Genomic DNA, 14,705 nt, shown 5'->3' with positions numbered 1-14,705 from the left:
GATTGCCTGATGTAATCGGCGTGTTCGAAGGTTGTTGGGTGGTCTGCGCAGCGAGTAATGATCCATCGCGTTGCCAAACCACAAAAAAAAAGCCCCGACAAGCGGGGCTCTTTCTACACGCGTGAGGCCATCAGAATCGCACTGTCGTGCCCAGGTAGAAGAACCGGCCCACGTTGTCATACAGCGCAGAGGTGAAATCCGAGCCGAAGTAGTTGCGCGGCGGATCCTTGTCGAAGGCGTTGTCGATGCCCAGGTATACGTCGATCTTCGAGCCGGGGAATTGATAGCCGAACTGGAAGTTGTGATAGACGTACGAGCCGTTCTTGATCGGGCTGGCCGAGCCAGGGTTGCTGTTATAGCTCTCCGGGGTCACCCGCAGATTGCCGTCCACATAGTTCATGTCCCACGATGCGCGCCACTCGTTCCAGTTGTACTTGGTCTGGAACTGCGCACGCCAGCGCGGGTCGGTCACGTAGGTCACGTACTCGTCGTATTCGGCCGGGAAGTCCTGGAATACCCATTCGCGCGACTGGATCAGGCGGGTGCCGACGAACCGCAGCACGGTATTGCCTCCGCCGATCTGGAAGCGGTAGTCCATTTCCAGATCCACGCCTACGCGACGCGAACGGGCAAGATTTTCGTTGAGCGCCTGCCACCCGATGATGCTGTGTTCGGGATAGATGCGCCCCTGCGGATCGGTGAAGCCACCCAATGGTGCGCGTTGCACGAAGCCGCAAAAACTGTTGCCGATACCGCCGGGGTTGTCCACGCAACGGGTGGCGTTGGTTTCGGCGGTCACCGTGCCGATGGCATCGCGCAGGTCGATGCGCCAATAGTCGATCGACATGCCGAATCCTTCGAAGAATTCCGGCTGCCACACCAAACCGTACGAGAGGCTACGCGCGCGCTCCGGCTTGAGCTCCGGATTGCCGCCGCTCACGCCGGGACGCGTGGAGGTAAAGGTGTCGATCCAGCCCACCGGAATCCCCAGCGCGCTGCAGTTGGCCTGACGCAACGCCACATCGCCGGCGGTGCCGGGACGGTTGATATTGGTGGGCAGGTAATTGCAGGGGTCGTTGATGGTGGCGAAGTTTTCGCTCTGCGAGTCGTACAGCTCGCCAATGCTGGGTGCGCGCACGGCCTGTGCCAGCGTGCCACGCAACCGCAGCGACGGGATAATGGTCCAGTCAAGACCGATATTCCAAGTCTTGGTCGAGCCGATACTGCTGTAGTCCGAATAGCGCCCTGCAACGTCCAGCGCCAAGCGATCCACGCCCGGCAGGCCGGCCAGCAACGGGATGGTGCTTTCGACGAACACTTCCTTGACGCTGTAGTCGCCGCCACTGTTCGGGATGGCGTTGAGGAAGGTCGCGCCCGACGCAGCCAACGGGTCGGTGACTTCCTCGCTCTGTTCCTTGCGGTATTCCACGCCGCCAGCGAAACCGATGTCGCCCGCCGGCAGCGACAGCATGTTGCTGTTGGCCACCGAGGCGCTGAATACGGTCTGCTGGATCTTGGCTTGCGAGCGCGCGGTGGTGTTGAACCATGCAGCCGCTTCCGGAGTGACCGCGCCGTTACCGAAGACACTGAAGGGCACGCAACCTTCGCGGGCCAGCGCCGAGTACACGCGGCCGGTGTTGGGGTTGACCGCAGTCGGATCCAGCGTGGTGCGGCAGACGATGTTGCCGCTGGCATCGCGTGCGGCGTCGATGCCAGCCTGCCAACGTTCATTGATGCGGTTGTTGAGGTTGAGGCGGTCCACCGTGGTCTTGCCGTAATTGGCAGACACATCGTAGGTCCAGTTGTCGGTCAGGTTGCCTTCGGCGCCGAGAACCGCGCGGTAGGTCTTGCGTTCGATGTTTTCGCCGCGGCGGCCGGCATCGACGTTGAAGCGGTTCATCAGGATCTGCGTGGCGCCGCGCGAATCCATCAGGGCGCCGAGCTCGGGGCTGACGTACGGGTTCTGGCGGCGCACGCGCAGCGAGCTGTCGAATGCCGGTTGGCCGAAGAATTCCGAATCGGTTTCGCTGTACTTGCCTTCGAAGAACACGCGATGGTTTTCGCTGATCTCGAAGTTGATCATGGTGTTGACGCTTTTGCGGTCGAAGCCCGGCTGCAGGTCGGCTACCGCATTGAGGTCGACGAAATCGCAGTCCACGCACGAGGTGTTGCTCACCACGGTGCCGTCGTAACGGTTGCGCCGGAAGCTGCCGTCGTCGTTGAACAGATAGCGGTTGCCGTAGCTTGCCGGGTTACGGAAATCGAACGTGCCCAGATTGAAGGTGCCGCCGTAGGAGGTCGAATGATTGCCACCGGGGCCGCTGAGCACGTTTTGCGGATTGCTTTCGCTCGGCGGACGGGTGGGGTCGAAACCGGGGTTGGGCACACTCACCAGATACTCGCGGCCGATGGCGCGGTTGCCGCGACCGAAACGATCTTGTTTGCTGTATTCGCCGGACACCGCGATGTTGCCGCGACCGCCTGCGAAATCGGTACCGGCAGAAAAGCTGGCAAATGAGCGGTTGTAGTTGCCTTCGTCGGCCAGGCCGGTCTGCGCGCGCGTTTCGAAACCGGTGAAGGATTTCTTGAGGATGAAGTTGACCACGCCGGCCACCGCGTCGGCGCCATACACCGCCGATGCGCCGCCGGTGATGACTTCCACGCGCTCGACCCATTCCACCGGAATGGTGTTGACGTCCACCGCAGTCGAGCCTGGGCTTGAGCCTACGTGGCGACGCCCGTTGACCAGCACCAGCGTGCGATCCACGCCCATGCCGCGCAGGTCGAGCAGGCCCAGGCCGGCGGTGCCGATGAAGCGGGTGGAATTGCCCAGCGTGTAGCTCGGTGCCAGTGCCGGCATACGCGCCATCAGGTCGCTGATGGTGGTCGCACCGGTGGCGCGGATTTCTTCGGCGCTGATGGCCGTCACGGGCGAGGGCGTGACAAAGCCGGTACGCGCAATGCGCGATCCGGTGACGGTGACCTTGTCCAGATCGGTCGTATCAGGCGCGACGCCATTTTCGGATTGGGCGGCAGCATTGCCCGCAGAGGCGGCTAGTACGCCGAAAAGTGCAGTGCTGAGGCGATGGCGACGGGTGCGTTGCGAGGTACGGCTCGACATGATTTCGCGGATTCCTTGCTGGGATTCGACTTGCACAGTTGGGTTCGCTGAGCGCCAGCTGAACCGATTTTCGACCGTAACAATTCTTTAATCTTGTGTCCATCTCTGCGAAATTTGCCAGTGAATGTCACGTGCGAGCTACACGTGCGTCTGTGTCGCGTTGGCAAACAGGGCGGCTGCGTCTGATCGAGCCGGTACACTCACGCCCTCTTCGATGCGGCGCAAGGCGATGCTTGAGTCGCTCGCGGTAGCACACGACAAACCGGGTAGGCGATGAACACGATGGCGAAAAGTGGTTTCTTGGCGACGCGCGCGGTTGCGCAGGCGGTTGGCGCATGACGGGCGAACGCAGAATCGCCGCGCACGCGGTGCAGGGCACGTTGGCGCCGCATTCGCGCATCCGCAATGTGATTGCGGTGGGGTCGGGCAAGGGCGGCGTGGGCAAGTCCACCACTGCGGTGAATCTGGCACTGGCGCTGCATCAGTTGGGCGCGCGCGTCGGCGTGCTGGATGCCGATATCTACGGCCCCAGCGTGCCGGCAATGCTGGGCCTGAGCGGGCGGCCGGACAGCCCGGACAATAAGTCGATCGAGCCGCTGCGTGCATTCGGGATCGAGGCGATGTCGATCGGCCTGTTGGTCGATCAGGACACCCCCATGATCTGGCGCGGGCCGATGGCGACGTCCGCGCTGACCCAGTTGTTCAACGACACCCTGTGGGACGACCTGGACTATCTGCTGATCGACCTGCCGCCGGGCACCGGCGACATCCAGTTGACACTGTCGCAGAAGATTCCGGTAGCCGGTGCGGTCATCGTCACCACGCCGCAGGACATCGCCACGCTGGACGCGCGCAAGGCCTTGAAGATGTTCGAAAAGGTCGAGGTGCCGGTGCTCGGCATCGTCGAGAACATGGCGGTGCATACCTGCGGCAACTGCGGCCACCGCGAGCATCTGTTCGGCGAAGGCGGCGGTGAGCGCATGGCGGCGCAGTACGGCGTGCCGTTGCTGGGGTCGTTGCCGCTGGAGATCGCAATCCGTGAGCAAGGCGATGCCGGCCAGCCGGTTGTGGTGGCCGCGCCAGAGTCGGTGGCAGCCAAGGCCTACCTAGCGGCGGCGACGCGGCTTGCCGAGGAACTGGGCAAGCGCCCACGCGCCAGCATCCCGATCTCTGCATCCCTGCTGTAGCGCATCGGGCCGGCGATGCCGGCCGCTGGTAGAATTCGCCGTCTTCGCGCGGGCCGCTCGGCCCGCCGCCTTCCGTCTTCAAGGAACACGCATGAGCATCAAGAGCGACCGCTGGATCAAGCGCATGGCCGAACAGCACGCGATGATCGAGCCGTTCGAACCCGGCCAGGTCAAGCACGATGCTGCCGGGCAGCGCATCGTCAGCTTCGGCACTTCCAGCTACGGGTACGACGTACGCTGCTCGCGCGAGTTCAAGGTCTTTACCAACATCAACTCGACGATCGTCGATCCGAAGCACTTCGATCCCGGCAGCTTTGTCGATATCGAATCGGATGTCTGCATCATTCCGCCGAACAGCTTCGCGCTGGCGCGTACGGTGGAATATTTCCGCATCCCGCGCGACACGCTGGTGGTATGCCTGGGCAAGAGCACCTACGCACGTTGCGGCATCATCGTCAACGTGACCCCGCTGGAGCCGGAGTGGGAAGGCCACGTGACCCTGGAATTCAGCAATACCACGCCGCTGCCGGCGCGCATCTATGCCAACGAAGGCGTGGCGCAGATGCTGTTTTTCCAGTCCGACGAAGTGTGCGAAACCTCGTACAAGGACCGCGGCGGCAAGTACCAGGGCCAGACCGGCGTGACCCTGCCGCGGACCTGATGGGTGGCGCGGCCGTGGCCTTCAGCAGGTCACAGCCGCCTTCTCGCGGTAGCGCAGCAATTGGCGCACACCGGCGGCGATCAGGAACACCGGCCACCAGGTCGCGATCAGGTTGCCCACATCCATATGCGCCAATCCCAGGTTGTCCAGCAGAAACAACGCGCCCAGGACGATCAGGAACAGGGCAGGAATCAGACGGTAGTTCATGGCGACATCCTCGGTTGGTGTGAGGCCATGCTGCGCTCGATGCGCCCGTCAATCAGGTGCCGGAAGTCAACAGTTGCGGATGACAGTCGTCATGTTGCATCGCCAGTGAGCGCCTCAAGTGCGGTGATGCCCGACTCCCGAATCCCCGCCCGACCTACTTCCCGCGCCCGAACAGCATGCCAATTCCGCACGCAACCAGTGCGGCCGGCCACCAGGTGGCGATCAAGCGACCGATACTGAGATTGGTCCAGCCCAGGTTATTGGCCAGGAACAGCAGGCCGACGAGGATCAGGATCAGCGCGGCGACGACATTGGATTTCATGCGGGAGACTGGTTGAAAGACAGGTGCCTATCGTAGCCGTTGCGCCCACGCCGCGACATGCTGCTGCAACGCCTCGGCCGCAAAGCGCTGCGCACTGCCGCTGCCCCAGACGGGCCCGGGCCAGGCGGCATCGCCGGGGTGGCGGCCGACCAGATGCACATGCAGCTGCCGCACGATGTTGCCCAGCGCGCCGATATTGAGCTTGCCCACCCCGGGTTCGGCGCGCAGCAACTGCGAGAGCTGGTTGATTTCGGCCAGCAACAAACGCTGCTGGCCGCCATCCAGATCGATCCATTCACTGACATCGGCCACCCGTGGCACCAGCACCAGCCACGGGAAGCGGGTGTCGTCCATCAGCCGCACCTGCGACAGCGGCCCGTCGGCCACGAACACACTATCGGCCGCCAGGCGCGGGTCGAGCTGGAAGTCGCCCGCAGGCCTGTCCGGTGCGGTGTCGCTCATCCCAGGTGCGCCGCGAAGAAGCCCAGGGTGCGCTCCAGTGCGCGCTCGGCACTGTCGGCGTCGTAGTGGGTGGGGTCGATGCTGCGGTTGAAGGCGTGCCCGGCCGGGTAAACGAAGGTTTCCATCTGCGGCAGCTTCTCGCGATGGGCCTGGATCGCCTCGGGCGGAATGCTGGCATCGCGCTCGCCGAAGTGGAACATCACCGGCGCCTTGGGGGTTTCGTCCAGCAGCTGGGTGTTGCGGCCGCCGTAGTAGCTGACCGACGGCAGCCCCAGGCGAATGGCCGACAGCAGCGCGACGGAGCCGCCCCAGCAGTAGCCCACCGTACCGACCTTGCCGGCGCGGGTGAGCAGGGTGGCGGCAGATTTCATCACCTCCACGGCGCGCTCCAGGCCGACCGCGTTGGCCAGCGCCAGGCCCCGCTGCAGGCTCTGCTGGTCGTATGGCAACTGCACGTCCTTTTCTTCCAGGTCGAAAAAGGCCGGTGCCAGCACTTCATAGCCGCGTGCGGCGTAGTCGTCGGCCACTGCGCGGATATGTTCGTTGACGCCGAAGATTTCTTGAATCACCACCAGGCCGCCGCGCGGGCTGGAAGCGGGTGTGGCGTGCCAGGCGGCAACCTGGCCGTCGGGGGTGTCGAGCGTGGTCCAGTGACCCATGGAAACTCCTGCTGCAGTCCGGGGAGGCGCGCATTATCGACCGGATCGGCGGGGGCGAAGGTGAGGGTTCCGCTAAGATGACCCCGCTTGCGCGGCATGCGGTTCAGAGCGTCGCCCCCGCGCCGCTATAATTGACCCGCTCAGGCCCCAGGCCGCTCCGCTTCCCAGGCTCCTGCTTCCATGTCCCAGCTGAACCCTAAAGTCGGCTTCGTCAGCCTTGGCTGCCCGAAGGCGCTCGTCGATTCCGAACGCATCCTCACCCAGCTGCGCGTGGAGGGCTACGACATCGTGCCCAGCTACGACGCTGCCGATGTGGTGGTGGTCAACACCTGCGGCTTCATCGATTCGGCGGTGACCGAATCGCTGGACGCGATCGGCGAAGCGATGAACGCCAACGGCAAGGTCATCGTCACCGGCTGCCTGGGCAAGCGCCCGGAGCAGATTCGTGAGGCGTATCCGCAGGTGCTGGCAGTATCCGGCCCGCAGGACTACCAGAGCGTCATGGAGGCAGTGCACGCCGCGTTGCCGCCGCGTCACGACCCGTTCGTGGATCTGGTGCCGGACTACGGCATCAAGCTGACCCCGCGCCATTACGCTTACTTGAAGATTTCCGAAGGCTGCAATCACCGGTGCAGCTTCTGCATCATTCCTTCGATGCGCGGCGATCTGGTCTCGCGTCCGGTCGATGAGGTGCTGCGCGAAGCCGAGCGGTTGGTGCGCGGTGGCGTCAAGGAATTGCTGGTGGTGTCGCAGGACACCTCGGCCTATGGCGTGGACCTGAAGTACGCCGAGCGTCCGTGGCGCGACCGCATGTACCAGACCCGCATGAAGGCGCTGTGCGAGGGGTTGTCGGAGCTGGGCGTGTGGACGCGCCTGCATTACGTGTACCCGTATCCGCACGTGGACGATGTGATTGGGCTGATGGCCGAAGGCAAGCTGCTGCCGTATCTGGACATCCCGTTCCAGCACGCCAGCCCGCGCATCCTCAAGTTGATGAAGCGCCCGGGCGCGGTGGAAAAAACCCTGGAGCGCGTGCAGCGCTGGAAGGCGATGTGCCCGGAGATCACCGTGCGCTCGACTTTCATCGTCGGTTTCCCCGGCGAAACCGATGCCGAATTCGAATCCTTGCTGGACTTCCTGGATCAGGCGCAGCTGGACCGCGTCGGTGCGTTTGCGTATTCGCCGGTCGATGGCGCCAGCGCCAACGCATTGCCGGATCAGGTGCCCGAAGAAGTGAAACACGAGCGCCTGGCGCGCTTCATGGCCAAGCAGGCGCAGATCTCTGCGTTGCGCCTGGAATCCAAGATCGGCAGCGTGCAGCAGTGCCTGGTGGATGTGATCGAAGACGACATCGCGGTGGCCCGCTCGCGTGCCGATGCGCCGGAAATCGATGGGCTGGTGCATATCCAGAACGGCGGCGAGCTCGGCTTGAAGGTGGGCGATCTGGTCGATGTGGAAATCACCGACAGCGACGAGCACGATCTGTTTGGCGATGCATTGCCGTCTGGCCCTGCGGTGCAGCAGCCAGGGCGGACATTGAACCTGCAGATCGTTTAGCCGCAGCAGGATGCCGGCTGGCCGATGGCGTCGGCGCTCCCGACTGTGCCGAACCGTCGGCGTACATGCCGCGGTGGGCACGCCAAGCCGTAGGAGCGTGCCTGAGCGCGACGAGGCTGGCGACGCGCAGCCGCCCCCGGCACGACGCGCTGCGCACCAACATCGCCTGTGGGCATGACATCGCCGCATGAGGGTGGTCGGGGCGCGAGCGTATCAGCAGGTCACGCGGCAGTCCTGGGGCACTGGGTGTTCGGTTCTCTGTGGCCTCGATCACCGCCGTTGCCGATACACGGCGCCAGAATCGCTTCGCGCGCTGTATATCCCTTACAGCGGCACGTACTGCACCGACACCACCACAAACGTGTGCTTGCCGGCCGGCAAGTGCGCGTCGAATTCGTCGTCCACGCGCTTTTTCAGCAGTGCGCGCGCCAGCGGCGAATCGATGCTGATCCAGCCGCGTCCGGCATCGGTTTCGTCCGGGCCGACGATGCGGTAGCGCAGTAACTCGCCGCTGTCGGCATCTTCCAGTTCCACCTGTGCGCCGAAGAACACCGCGTTCGCGTCGGTGGGTGCGGTGTCCACCACGCGCAGCGCTTCCAGCCGCTTGCTCAGATAGCGTACACGCCGATCGATTTCACCGAGCTGCTTCTTGCGATAGGTGTATTCCGCATTTTCAGAGCGGTCGCCTTCGGCGGCGGCCGCCGCAAGGGCACGGACCACTTCGGGCCGCCGCACGCGCCACAAGTCGTCCAGCTCGGCCTTGAGGCGGGCATGGCCTTCGGGCGTGATCAGCGCAGTGCTTTTCTCGGCAGGCGGGCGCCAGCGGCTCATGGGGCAGGCAGTTTCCAACGGCGGGGCCGCGATGCTAGCGCGCATGACGTGCTTGCGCATCTGCCGCCGCACAGCGAAGCTTTGCGCCATTCTTAAGACACGGATGTTGTCATGCTGATCATGCCGCTGCACAAACCCTGGTCGCGACAGAACATCCCCTGGGTGACGCTGCTGCTGGTGCTGATCAATGTGGCGGTCTACCTGGGCTACCAGCGCAAGGACGACAGCCTGGTCGAGAGCGCCGTGCACTACTACGTGCACTCCGGCTTGGGCGCGCTGGAGGCCGATGCGCATGCGCGCTACCTGCAGCAGACCGCCAACGCCAAGCTGCGCGCGGCACGCCAGGCAAAGCTGGACAGCGTGCCTAAACCGCAACGCATCGCGTATCTGGCGCACCTGACGATGCACGATGTCGCCTTCGAACACGCCCTGCGCAGCGGCACGTTGTTCAACGACGACGCGCGTCTGCGCGAGTGGCGCGCATTGCGTGCGCCTTACGACACGCGGCTGTCCAGGATATTTACGCTGCGCCATGTGCAGCGCAGTTCCGAATGGTCGCCAGCGCGCATGCTGACTGCCACGTTCCTGCACGGCAGCTTCGATCATTTGCTGGGCAACATGCTGTTCCTGCTTGCCTTGGGTACCTTGCTGGAAGGCGCCATCGGCAGTGGCTGGTTCCTGGTGCTGTATCTGCTCGGCGGATTCGGCGCCAGCCTGGCCAGCTTGTGGTGGCGCTGGGGCGAGCCCGGTGGCGGTCTGGGTGCCTCCGGTGCCATCGCCGCGCTGATGGGTGCGTTCTGCGTGGTCTGGGGCAGGCGCAGGGTGCGTTTTTTCTATTGGTTTTTCGTCGTCTTCAATTACGTGCGCGGCCCGGCGATCCTGCTGTTGCCGCTGTGGCTGGGCTGGGAGTTGTATAGCCTGGCATCCAGCGACGACGGCGCAGTCGCCTTCGAGGCGCATGCCGGCGGACTGGTGAGCGGTGCGTTGCTGGGCGCCTTGCTGGTGGTGCTGCGGCAAACTCGGCCAGAATTTATGCAGGAGGGCGACGCGGTTGCGGTGGACGATCGCTGGGAGCGTGCGCAGCGCCATCTGGGCCGGATGGAAAACGCCGAGGCCGAACATTTGCTGGCGGAGTTGGCGAGCGAGCAGCCGCACAATCTGGAGGTTGCGCTTGCGCGCTATCGCGCTGCGCGTCATGCAGGGCGCAGCCAGGACAGCCTGCGCCATGCCGAGACGCTGCTGGCCCTGCAGACCCATAGCGCCGAACAGACACGCATCCAGCTGGCAGTTGCCGCCGAACTCAGTAAGGCCAGGATTGCCTGCAGCCCGACGGCGCGCAGGGCGCTGATCGCTGCGTGCATGCGTAACGGCCTGTTGGCCGATGCCGAGCGTCTATTGAAGGAAAGCGAATTGAGTACGCCGCGCGATGAATTGGCCCAACAATGGTTCGTGCTTGCCTTGCGTCACGGTGAGCTGCAGGACGGTGCGCAGCGCACGCGCTTGCTGCGCCAGCTGCTGGATCAGTTTCCAGAGCAGGGACAGGCCAACAAAGCGCGCTTTTTGCTCGAAAACGGTTGAGCGGTTTCTGCCCAACGCATGCTCTTTGACCGCGCGGCGCCGGGCGGGCAAGGGCCGGTCGCGCTGGCTGGCATGCATGGGTCGGAGCTTGATGGGAATCTGTCTACCTGGAACCTGCAGAACGGTTCCTCAGCCGATCACGCCGGCTGAATCGTCACCGCTTTCAGTGCCGCGTCCAGCTTCGCGCGCAGTGCTTCGTCGTCGCAGCGATCCTTTGCGTTCTGCAATACGGCGCGCGCCTGATCATCGCGCCCGAAGCGCTCGGCCAGCAGCACGCCGGCGTCCAGCGACCAGGCAGGCAGCATCGGGTCGCGCGGCCACGCAGCAATGGCGGCCAGCAGGCCATCGGTGACCAGTTGGAACTGCCCGGCCATCCTTGCGCGCTCGGCCAGCAGGTTGGCCTGCTCGGGCGTCAGCGGCGTAAACGTGGGGTCGATGTCCAGCGCTTCGCGCTGCAGCGCGAGTGCACGCCGTTCCTGCTTTTCCTGCAACAGGCGATTGATGTATTGGCGAGTGTGTTCGCGCAGCTCGTCGTTGCGATGGTGTTGGCGCAACAGGCGCTGATACAGCTCGTGCACCGCCAGGCTCACCGCGCGCGAGCGCACCGCACCGCGCAGGGCCTGAAAGGCTTCGTCGGAATGCCCGTCGCGCACGTACTGTTCCGCTTCGTCGAGCAGGCGCTGGTCCGGGTCGCTGCGTTCGTGCGCATCCGCGCCACTGGGCACATAGCCCAGCTCCTCGTGGTACTGGTACACCAGATACCCGAGCAGGTGAAAGCTGGCGAACAGCGTCCAGATCGAGGTCACCATGACCGTCGCTTCGCGCACGAGCGGCGGTAGGTATTTGGTAGCGAAGAAGACCGCTGCCGTGCCGCTGCCCTGGATCACGTAGAGCAGGCCGTAGGCGGCCAGATACGGCCAGCCGATCCGTAGCGCCATGTCGATGGAGACGGCGGGGTTGAGCGCGCGGCGCAGGCTGCCGTCGATGGCCAGCGAGATCAGCATGCCAGGCAGCAGCAGCATGGTGCCCAGATAGGCGATGGTCAGGCCGAACGGGCCGGCGATCACGGCTCCTACGCCGATCACGATGCCCAGCGCGACGGCCAGCAGGATCAGGCGCAGTACCGCGCTGTCGAAGCTGTTATAGCCCAGGCGTGGCGCATCGGTCTGGCCATCGGCGGTGTGGCGCAGAATGTCGAAGGCATAGGTATAGGTCGCCATGCCCAGCACACCGGCAATCACCAGTTTCAGGATGCCCGGCAGCACCAGCAAGGCGCTGCACAGCGTCAATGCGATCAGCGCATACAGCGCCGAGCCACGCAGCGGGTAGGTGGCGATGGCGGGAATGCGGGTCCAGAACGGTGCAGGCGCAGCCAGCGCGGCCACCTTGCGTGCGCGAAAACGGTCTTCCATGACGCTCCCCAGGCGTGTGATGTGAAGGGATTGTGCGGGGCCGTGCGCCGCCACGCAATTGGGGGAGGGCAAGCCGGCGAACCCGGATCGCCAGCGACCGGCGACGTGTTGCGGGCATGGTCTGGAGACTGCTGGCCAGGCCGTGCGTCAGTGCCGGCCCTACATCGAAGCATGCTGTGTCAGACATCACCCTAAGCGCATCGGCAGACCGCCGACGCGGTGCGTGCGTGACTGCCTGAGGTGCCAGCTGAGCGACAGGTAAAATGGTGGCCCGCCGCACTCTCGCGGCCCTACGAGCGACCGTGCGCGCCGCAACCGTGGCACTGCTCGCTTGCACCACAAGGAGTGTCGCTTGATTCCCTCTGCCACCGGCAACCCGCAGGTCCGCATCCGCAGCATCGATGTGCTCTCGGACAATTGGTATGTGCTGCGCAAGGTCACGTTCGATTTCCAGCGCAAGGACGGCCGCTGGCAGACCTTGTCGCGCGAGGCCTACGATCGTGGCAATGGCGCCACCATTCTGCTGTACAGCCGCGCCAAGCAGACGGTGATGCTCACCCGCCAGTTCCGCCTGCCGACGCTGCTCAATGGCAACCCGGATGGCATGTTGATCGAAGCCTGTGCCGGCCTGCTCGACCAGGACGATGCGCTGACCTGCATCCGCAAGGAAACCGAAGAGGAAACCGGCTACCGGATCGACAACGTGCGCAAGGTATTCGAGGCCTTCATGAGCCCTGGCTCGGTCACCGAGCGCCTGTACTTTTTCGTCGGCGAATACGTCGACGGCGACAAGGTCAGCGGCGGCGGTGGACTCGAAGAAGACGGCGAAGAGATCGAAGTGCTGGAGCTGTCACTGGATGCAGCGCTGGCGATGATCGGCTCAGGGGAGATCGCCGATGCCAAGACCATCATGCTGTTGCAGTACGCCAAGTTGCATGGCGTGTTGGAGTCCGTTCACGCCAACACGCGGTAGCCCTTCACGGCGACGGTGCCATCGAGACGTGGCAGCGACGATCAAGCAGATCATCGCTTCCCGCCAAAAATGCTACCGAAGATGCCGCGCACGATCTGCTGCCCGATCTTGTTGCCCACCGTGCGCGAGGTCTGCTTGGCCATCGCTTCCAGCATGCCCTGGCGGCGGGGGGTGCCGAAGACCGCGTCCTTGACCGCCTGGCCGAAGCCGCTGTCGTGCGCGTCGTCATCTTCGCGAGTGCGGGCAGGTGGGGCTGCGTTGTGTTCGGCGGCCTGTTCGACGCGGCGCGCCAGCAGTTCGGCAGCCGATTCGCGGTTGACCGCGGTGTCGTAGCGGGTGCCGACCGGGCTTGCCGCGCGCACCTGCGCGCGTTCGGTTTCGCTGATGGCGCCCATGCGGCAGCGCGGCGGTGCGATCAACGTCTGCTGTACCGGCGCCGGCACGCCCTTGCCCTGCAGCGGCGACACCAGCGCCTCGCCGGTGCCCAGGCTGGAGATGGCGGTGGCGACATCGAGCTTGGGATTGCCGACGAAGGTCTGCGCGGCAGTCTTGACCGCCTTCTGGTCGCGCGGCGTGTAGGCGCGCAACGCGTGCTGCACGCGGTTGCCGAGCTGGCCAAGGATATTGTCGGGAATGTCGTCGGGAAACTGCGAGCAGAAATACACGCCCACGCCCTTGGAACGAATCAGGCGCACCACCTGCTCGATGCGCTGCACCAGCGCCGCCGGCGCATCGTCGAACAGCAGGTGCGCCTCGTCGAAGACGAACACCAGTTTGGGTTGTTCCAGGTCGCCCACTTCGGGCAAGCGTTCGAACAGTTCCGACAGCAGCCACAGCAGGAAGGTGGAATACAGCTTCGGCTTGAGCACCAATTGGTTGGCAGCCAGGATGCCGATCACGCCACGGCCATCCGGCGCGACGCGCATCAGTTCGGCCAGCTCCAGCGCAGGCTCACCGAAGAACTGTTCGCCGCCGTCCTGGGACAAACGCAGCAAGGCGCGCTGGATGGCGGCAACCGATTGGCTGGACACCAGTCCGTAACTGGTGGAGAGCTCCTTGCGCTCTTCGACCACCAGCGCGAGCAGCGCGCGCAGGTCGTCCAGGTCCAGCAGCAGCAAGCCGCGGTCGTCGGCCAGCTTGAACACGATGTCGAGTACGCCGGACTGGGTGTCGTTGAGTTCCAGAATCCGGGCGAGCAGGGTGGGGCCCATCTCGCTGACCGTCGTACGTACCGGGTGCCCCATCTGGCCATACAGGTCCCAGAACACCACCGGGTTGGCGGCCGGGGCGTAGTCGGTCATGCCCAAATCGTTGGCGCGCTGCAGCACGCCGGGCGCGCCATCGCCAGCCACGGCCAGGCCGGCGACATCGCCTTTCACGTCCGCCAGGAACACCGGAACGCCCAGCCGCGAGAAGCCTTCGGCCAGCGTCATCAAGCTCACGGTCTTGCCGGTCCCGGTGGCGCCGGCCACCAGCCCGTGGCGGTTGCCGAAGCGTCCTTCCAGCACTACAGGGATGTCGTCGGTGACGCCTTTGCCGAGCAGGAACGAGGCCATTGCGCTGATCCGGTAGGAAAGGGCCGATTCTAGCGGGCAATCCCAGCGGGCAATGCCAACCGGCAACGCGGCAGATCCTGGCAGGCAGGCTGGGTCGAACGGGCGACGCACGCACGCCGCGCGGCAGCCGCAGACGCACTCGATCGTTCGCGTCGGTGCGCCGGTTTGCAGGTACTGCA

Annotated in this window: 13 protein-coding genes; 5 read left to right on the top strand and 8 right to left on the bottom strand. The window is 64.6% G+C overall.

All coding sequences use genetic code 11. The annotated features are described in order from the left end of the window. Positions 1 to 130 precede the first annotated feature (130 nt). Entirely contained in the window at positions 131 to 3,121 is a 2,991-nt protein-coding gene (locus HLH45_RS18040; RefSeq protein WP_008577491.1) for a TonB-dependent receptor plug domain-containing protein, read from the bottom strand. Positions 3,122 to 3,456: 335 nt separating this feature from the next. Between HLH45_RS18040 and apbC the strand changes: the two genes are divergently transcribed. Together apbC and dcd are read left to right on the top strand one after the other, a co-directional pair. Next, positions 3,457 to 4,308, top strand: coding sequence for an iron-sulfur cluster carrier protein ApbC (gene apbC, locus HLH45_RS18035; protein ID WP_008577493.1), 852 nt, complete (start codon positions 3,457 to 3,459; stop codon positions 4,306 to 4,308). A 91-nt stretch (positions 4,309 to 4,399) separates the two neighbouring features. Next, the gene (gene dcd / locus HLH45_RS18030; protein WP_008577495.1) at positions 4,400 to 4,969 is read left to right on the top strand and encodes a dCTP deaminase; all 570 of its coding nucleotides are present in this window, start codon (positions 4,400 to 4,402) and stop codon (positions 4,967 to 4,969) included. A gap of 21 nt (positions 4,970 to 4,990) precedes the next feature. Here the strand turns inward: dcd and HLH45_RS18025 are convergent, their stop codons facing one another. From HLH45_RS18025 to HLH45_RS18010, 4 genes are all read right to left on the bottom strand, one after another. Beyond that, a complete protein-coding gene (locus HLH45_RS18025; RefSeq protein ID WP_008577497.1) occupies positions 4,991 to 5,176 on the bottom strand; it encodes a LiaI-LiaF-like domain-containing protein in 186 nt (61 codons plus the stop codon). Between the two features lie 154 nt (positions 5,177 to 5,330). Next, the gene (locus tag HLH45_RS18020; protein ID WP_008577498.1) at positions 5,331 to 5,498 is read right to left on the bottom strand and encodes a LiaI-LiaF-like domain-containing protein; all 168 of its coding nucleotides are present in this window, start codon (positions 5,496 to 5,498) and stop codon (positions 5,331 to 5,333) included. A 27-nt stretch (positions 5,499 to 5,525) separates the two neighbouring features. Next, positions 5,526 to 5,960, bottom strand: coding sequence for an HIT domain-containing protein (locus HLH45_RS18015; protein ID WP_008577500.1), 435 nt, complete (start codon positions 5,958 to 5,960; stop codon positions 5,526 to 5,528). Then, positions 5,957 to 6,619 (bottom strand): dienelactone hydrolase family protein, encoded by a 663-nt coding sequence (locus tag HLH45_RS18010; RefSeq protein WP_008577502.1) that lies wholly within the window; start codon positions 6,617 to 6,619, stop codon positions 5,957 to 5,959. Before HLH45_RS18010 ends, HLH45_RS18015 begins: the two co-directional genes overlap by 4 nt. A gap of 180 nt (positions 6,620 to 6,799) precedes the next feature. Here HLH45_RS18010 and rimO point away from each other — a divergent pair, with 180 nt between their 5' ends. Beyond that, complete coding sequence (rimO, locus tag HLH45_RS18005; protein ID WP_008577504.1) at positions 6,800 to 8,176, top strand: 30S ribosomal protein S12 methylthiotransferase RimO; 1,377 nt, start codon at positions 6,800 to 6,802, stop codon at positions 8,174 to 8,176. Positions 8,177 to 8,500: 324 nt separating this feature from the next. On the opposite strand, the gene greB is transcribed toward rimO, so the two are convergent. Continuing rightward, positions 8,501 to 9,007: a transcription elongation factor GreB gene (gene greB / locus HLH45_RS18000; RefSeq protein WP_011347962.1), complete on the bottom strand. Its 507-nt coding sequence runs from the start codon at positions 9,005 to 9,007 to the stop codon at positions 8,501 to 8,503. A gap of 111 nt (positions 9,008 to 9,118) precedes the next feature. On the opposite strand from greB, the gene HLH45_RS17995 reads away from it, so the two are divergent. Further along, entirely contained in the window at positions 9,119 to 10,585 is a 1,467-nt protein-coding gene (locus HLH45_RS17995) for a rhomboid family intramembrane serine protease (RefSeq protein ID WP_008577508.1), read from the top strand. Between the two features lie 137 nt (positions 10,586 to 10,722). On the opposite strand, the gene HLH45_RS17990 is transcribed toward HLH45_RS17995, so the two are convergent. Further along, positions 10,723 to 11,997 (bottom strand): DUF4013 domain-containing protein, encoded by a 1,275-nt coding sequence (locus HLH45_RS17990; protein ID WP_008577509.1) that lies wholly within the window; start codon positions 11,995 to 11,997, stop codon positions 10,723 to 10,725. 352 nt (positions 11,998 to 12,349) lie between these two features. Between HLH45_RS17990 and nudK the strand changes: the two genes are divergently transcribed. Then, complete coding sequence (gene nudK / locus HLH45_RS17985) at positions 12,350 to 12,970, top strand: GDP-mannose pyrophosphatase NudK (RefSeq protein ID WP_014090544.1); 621 nt, start codon at positions 12,350 to 12,352, stop codon at positions 12,968 to 12,970. Positions 12,971 to 13,020: 50 nt separating this feature from the next. Here nudK and HLH45_RS17980 read toward each other — a convergent pair whose 3' ends face one another. Continuing rightward, complete coding sequence (locus tag HLH45_RS17980) at positions 13,021 to 14,526, bottom strand: helicase HerA-like domain-containing protein (protein WP_008577512.1); 1,506 nt, start codon at positions 14,524 to 14,526, stop codon at positions 13,021 to 13,023. Between the last annotated feature and the right edge of the window lie 179 nt (positions 14,527 to 14,705).

The sequence above is a fragment of the Xanthomonas euvesicatoria genome (genome assembly GCF_013112235.1).
In the GTDB taxonomy this organism is placed as follows: domain Bacteria; phylum Pseudomonadota; class Gammaproteobacteria; order Xanthomonadales; family Xanthomonadaceae; genus Xanthomonas; species Xanthomonas euvesicatoria.
This window is presented reverse-complemented; position numbering and strand designations above follow the sequence as displayed.

Bases quoted from the DNA above. Each gene is read 5' to 3' on its own strand.
- HLH45_RS18040 (WP_008577491.1), bottom strand. From the start codon at position 3,121: ATGTCGAGCCGTACCTCGCAACGCACCCGTCGCCATCGCCTCAGCACT.
- apbC (WP_008577493.1), top strand. From the start codon at position 3,457: ATGACGGGCGAACGCAGAATCGCCGCGCACGCGGTGCAGGGCACGTTG.
- dcd (WP_008577495.1), top strand. From the start codon at position 4,400: ATGAGCATCAAGAGCGACCGCTGGATCAAGCGCATGGCCGAACAGCAC.
- HLH45_RS18025 (WP_008577497.1), bottom strand. From the start codon at position 5,176: ATGAACTACCGTCTGATTCCTGCCCTGTTCCTGATCGTCCTGGGCGCG.
- HLH45_RS18020 (WP_008577498.1), bottom strand. From the start codon at position 5,498: ATGAAATCCAATGTCGTCGCCGCGCTGATCCTGATCCTCGTCGGCCTG.
- HLH45_RS18015 (WP_008577500.1), bottom strand. From the start codon at position 5,960: ATGAGCGACACCGCACCGGACAGGCCTGCGGGCGACTTCCAGCTCGAC.
- HLH45_RS18010 (WP_008577502.1), bottom strand. From the start codon at position 6,619: ATGGGTCACTGGACCACGCTCGACACCCCCGACGGCCAGGTTGCCGCC.
- rimO (WP_008577504.1), top strand. From the start codon at position 6,800: ATGTCCCAGCTGAACCCTAAAGTCGGCTTCGTCAGCCTTGGCTGCCCG.
- greB (WP_011347962.1), bottom strand. From the start codon at position 9,007: ATGAGCCGCTGGCGCCCGCCTGCCGAGAAAAGCACTGCGCTGATCACG.
- HLH45_RS17995 (WP_008577508.1), top strand. From the start codon at position 9,119: ATGCTGATCATGCCGCTGCACAAACCCTGGTCGCGACAGAACATCCCC.
- HLH45_RS17990 (WP_008577509.1), bottom strand. From the start codon at position 11,997: ATGGAAGACCGTTTTCGCGCACGCAAGGTGGCCGCGCTGGCTGCGCCT.
- HLH45_RS17980 (WP_008577512.1), bottom strand. From the start codon at position 14,526: ATGGCCTCGTTCCTGCTCGGCAAAGGCGTCACCGACGACATCCCTGTA.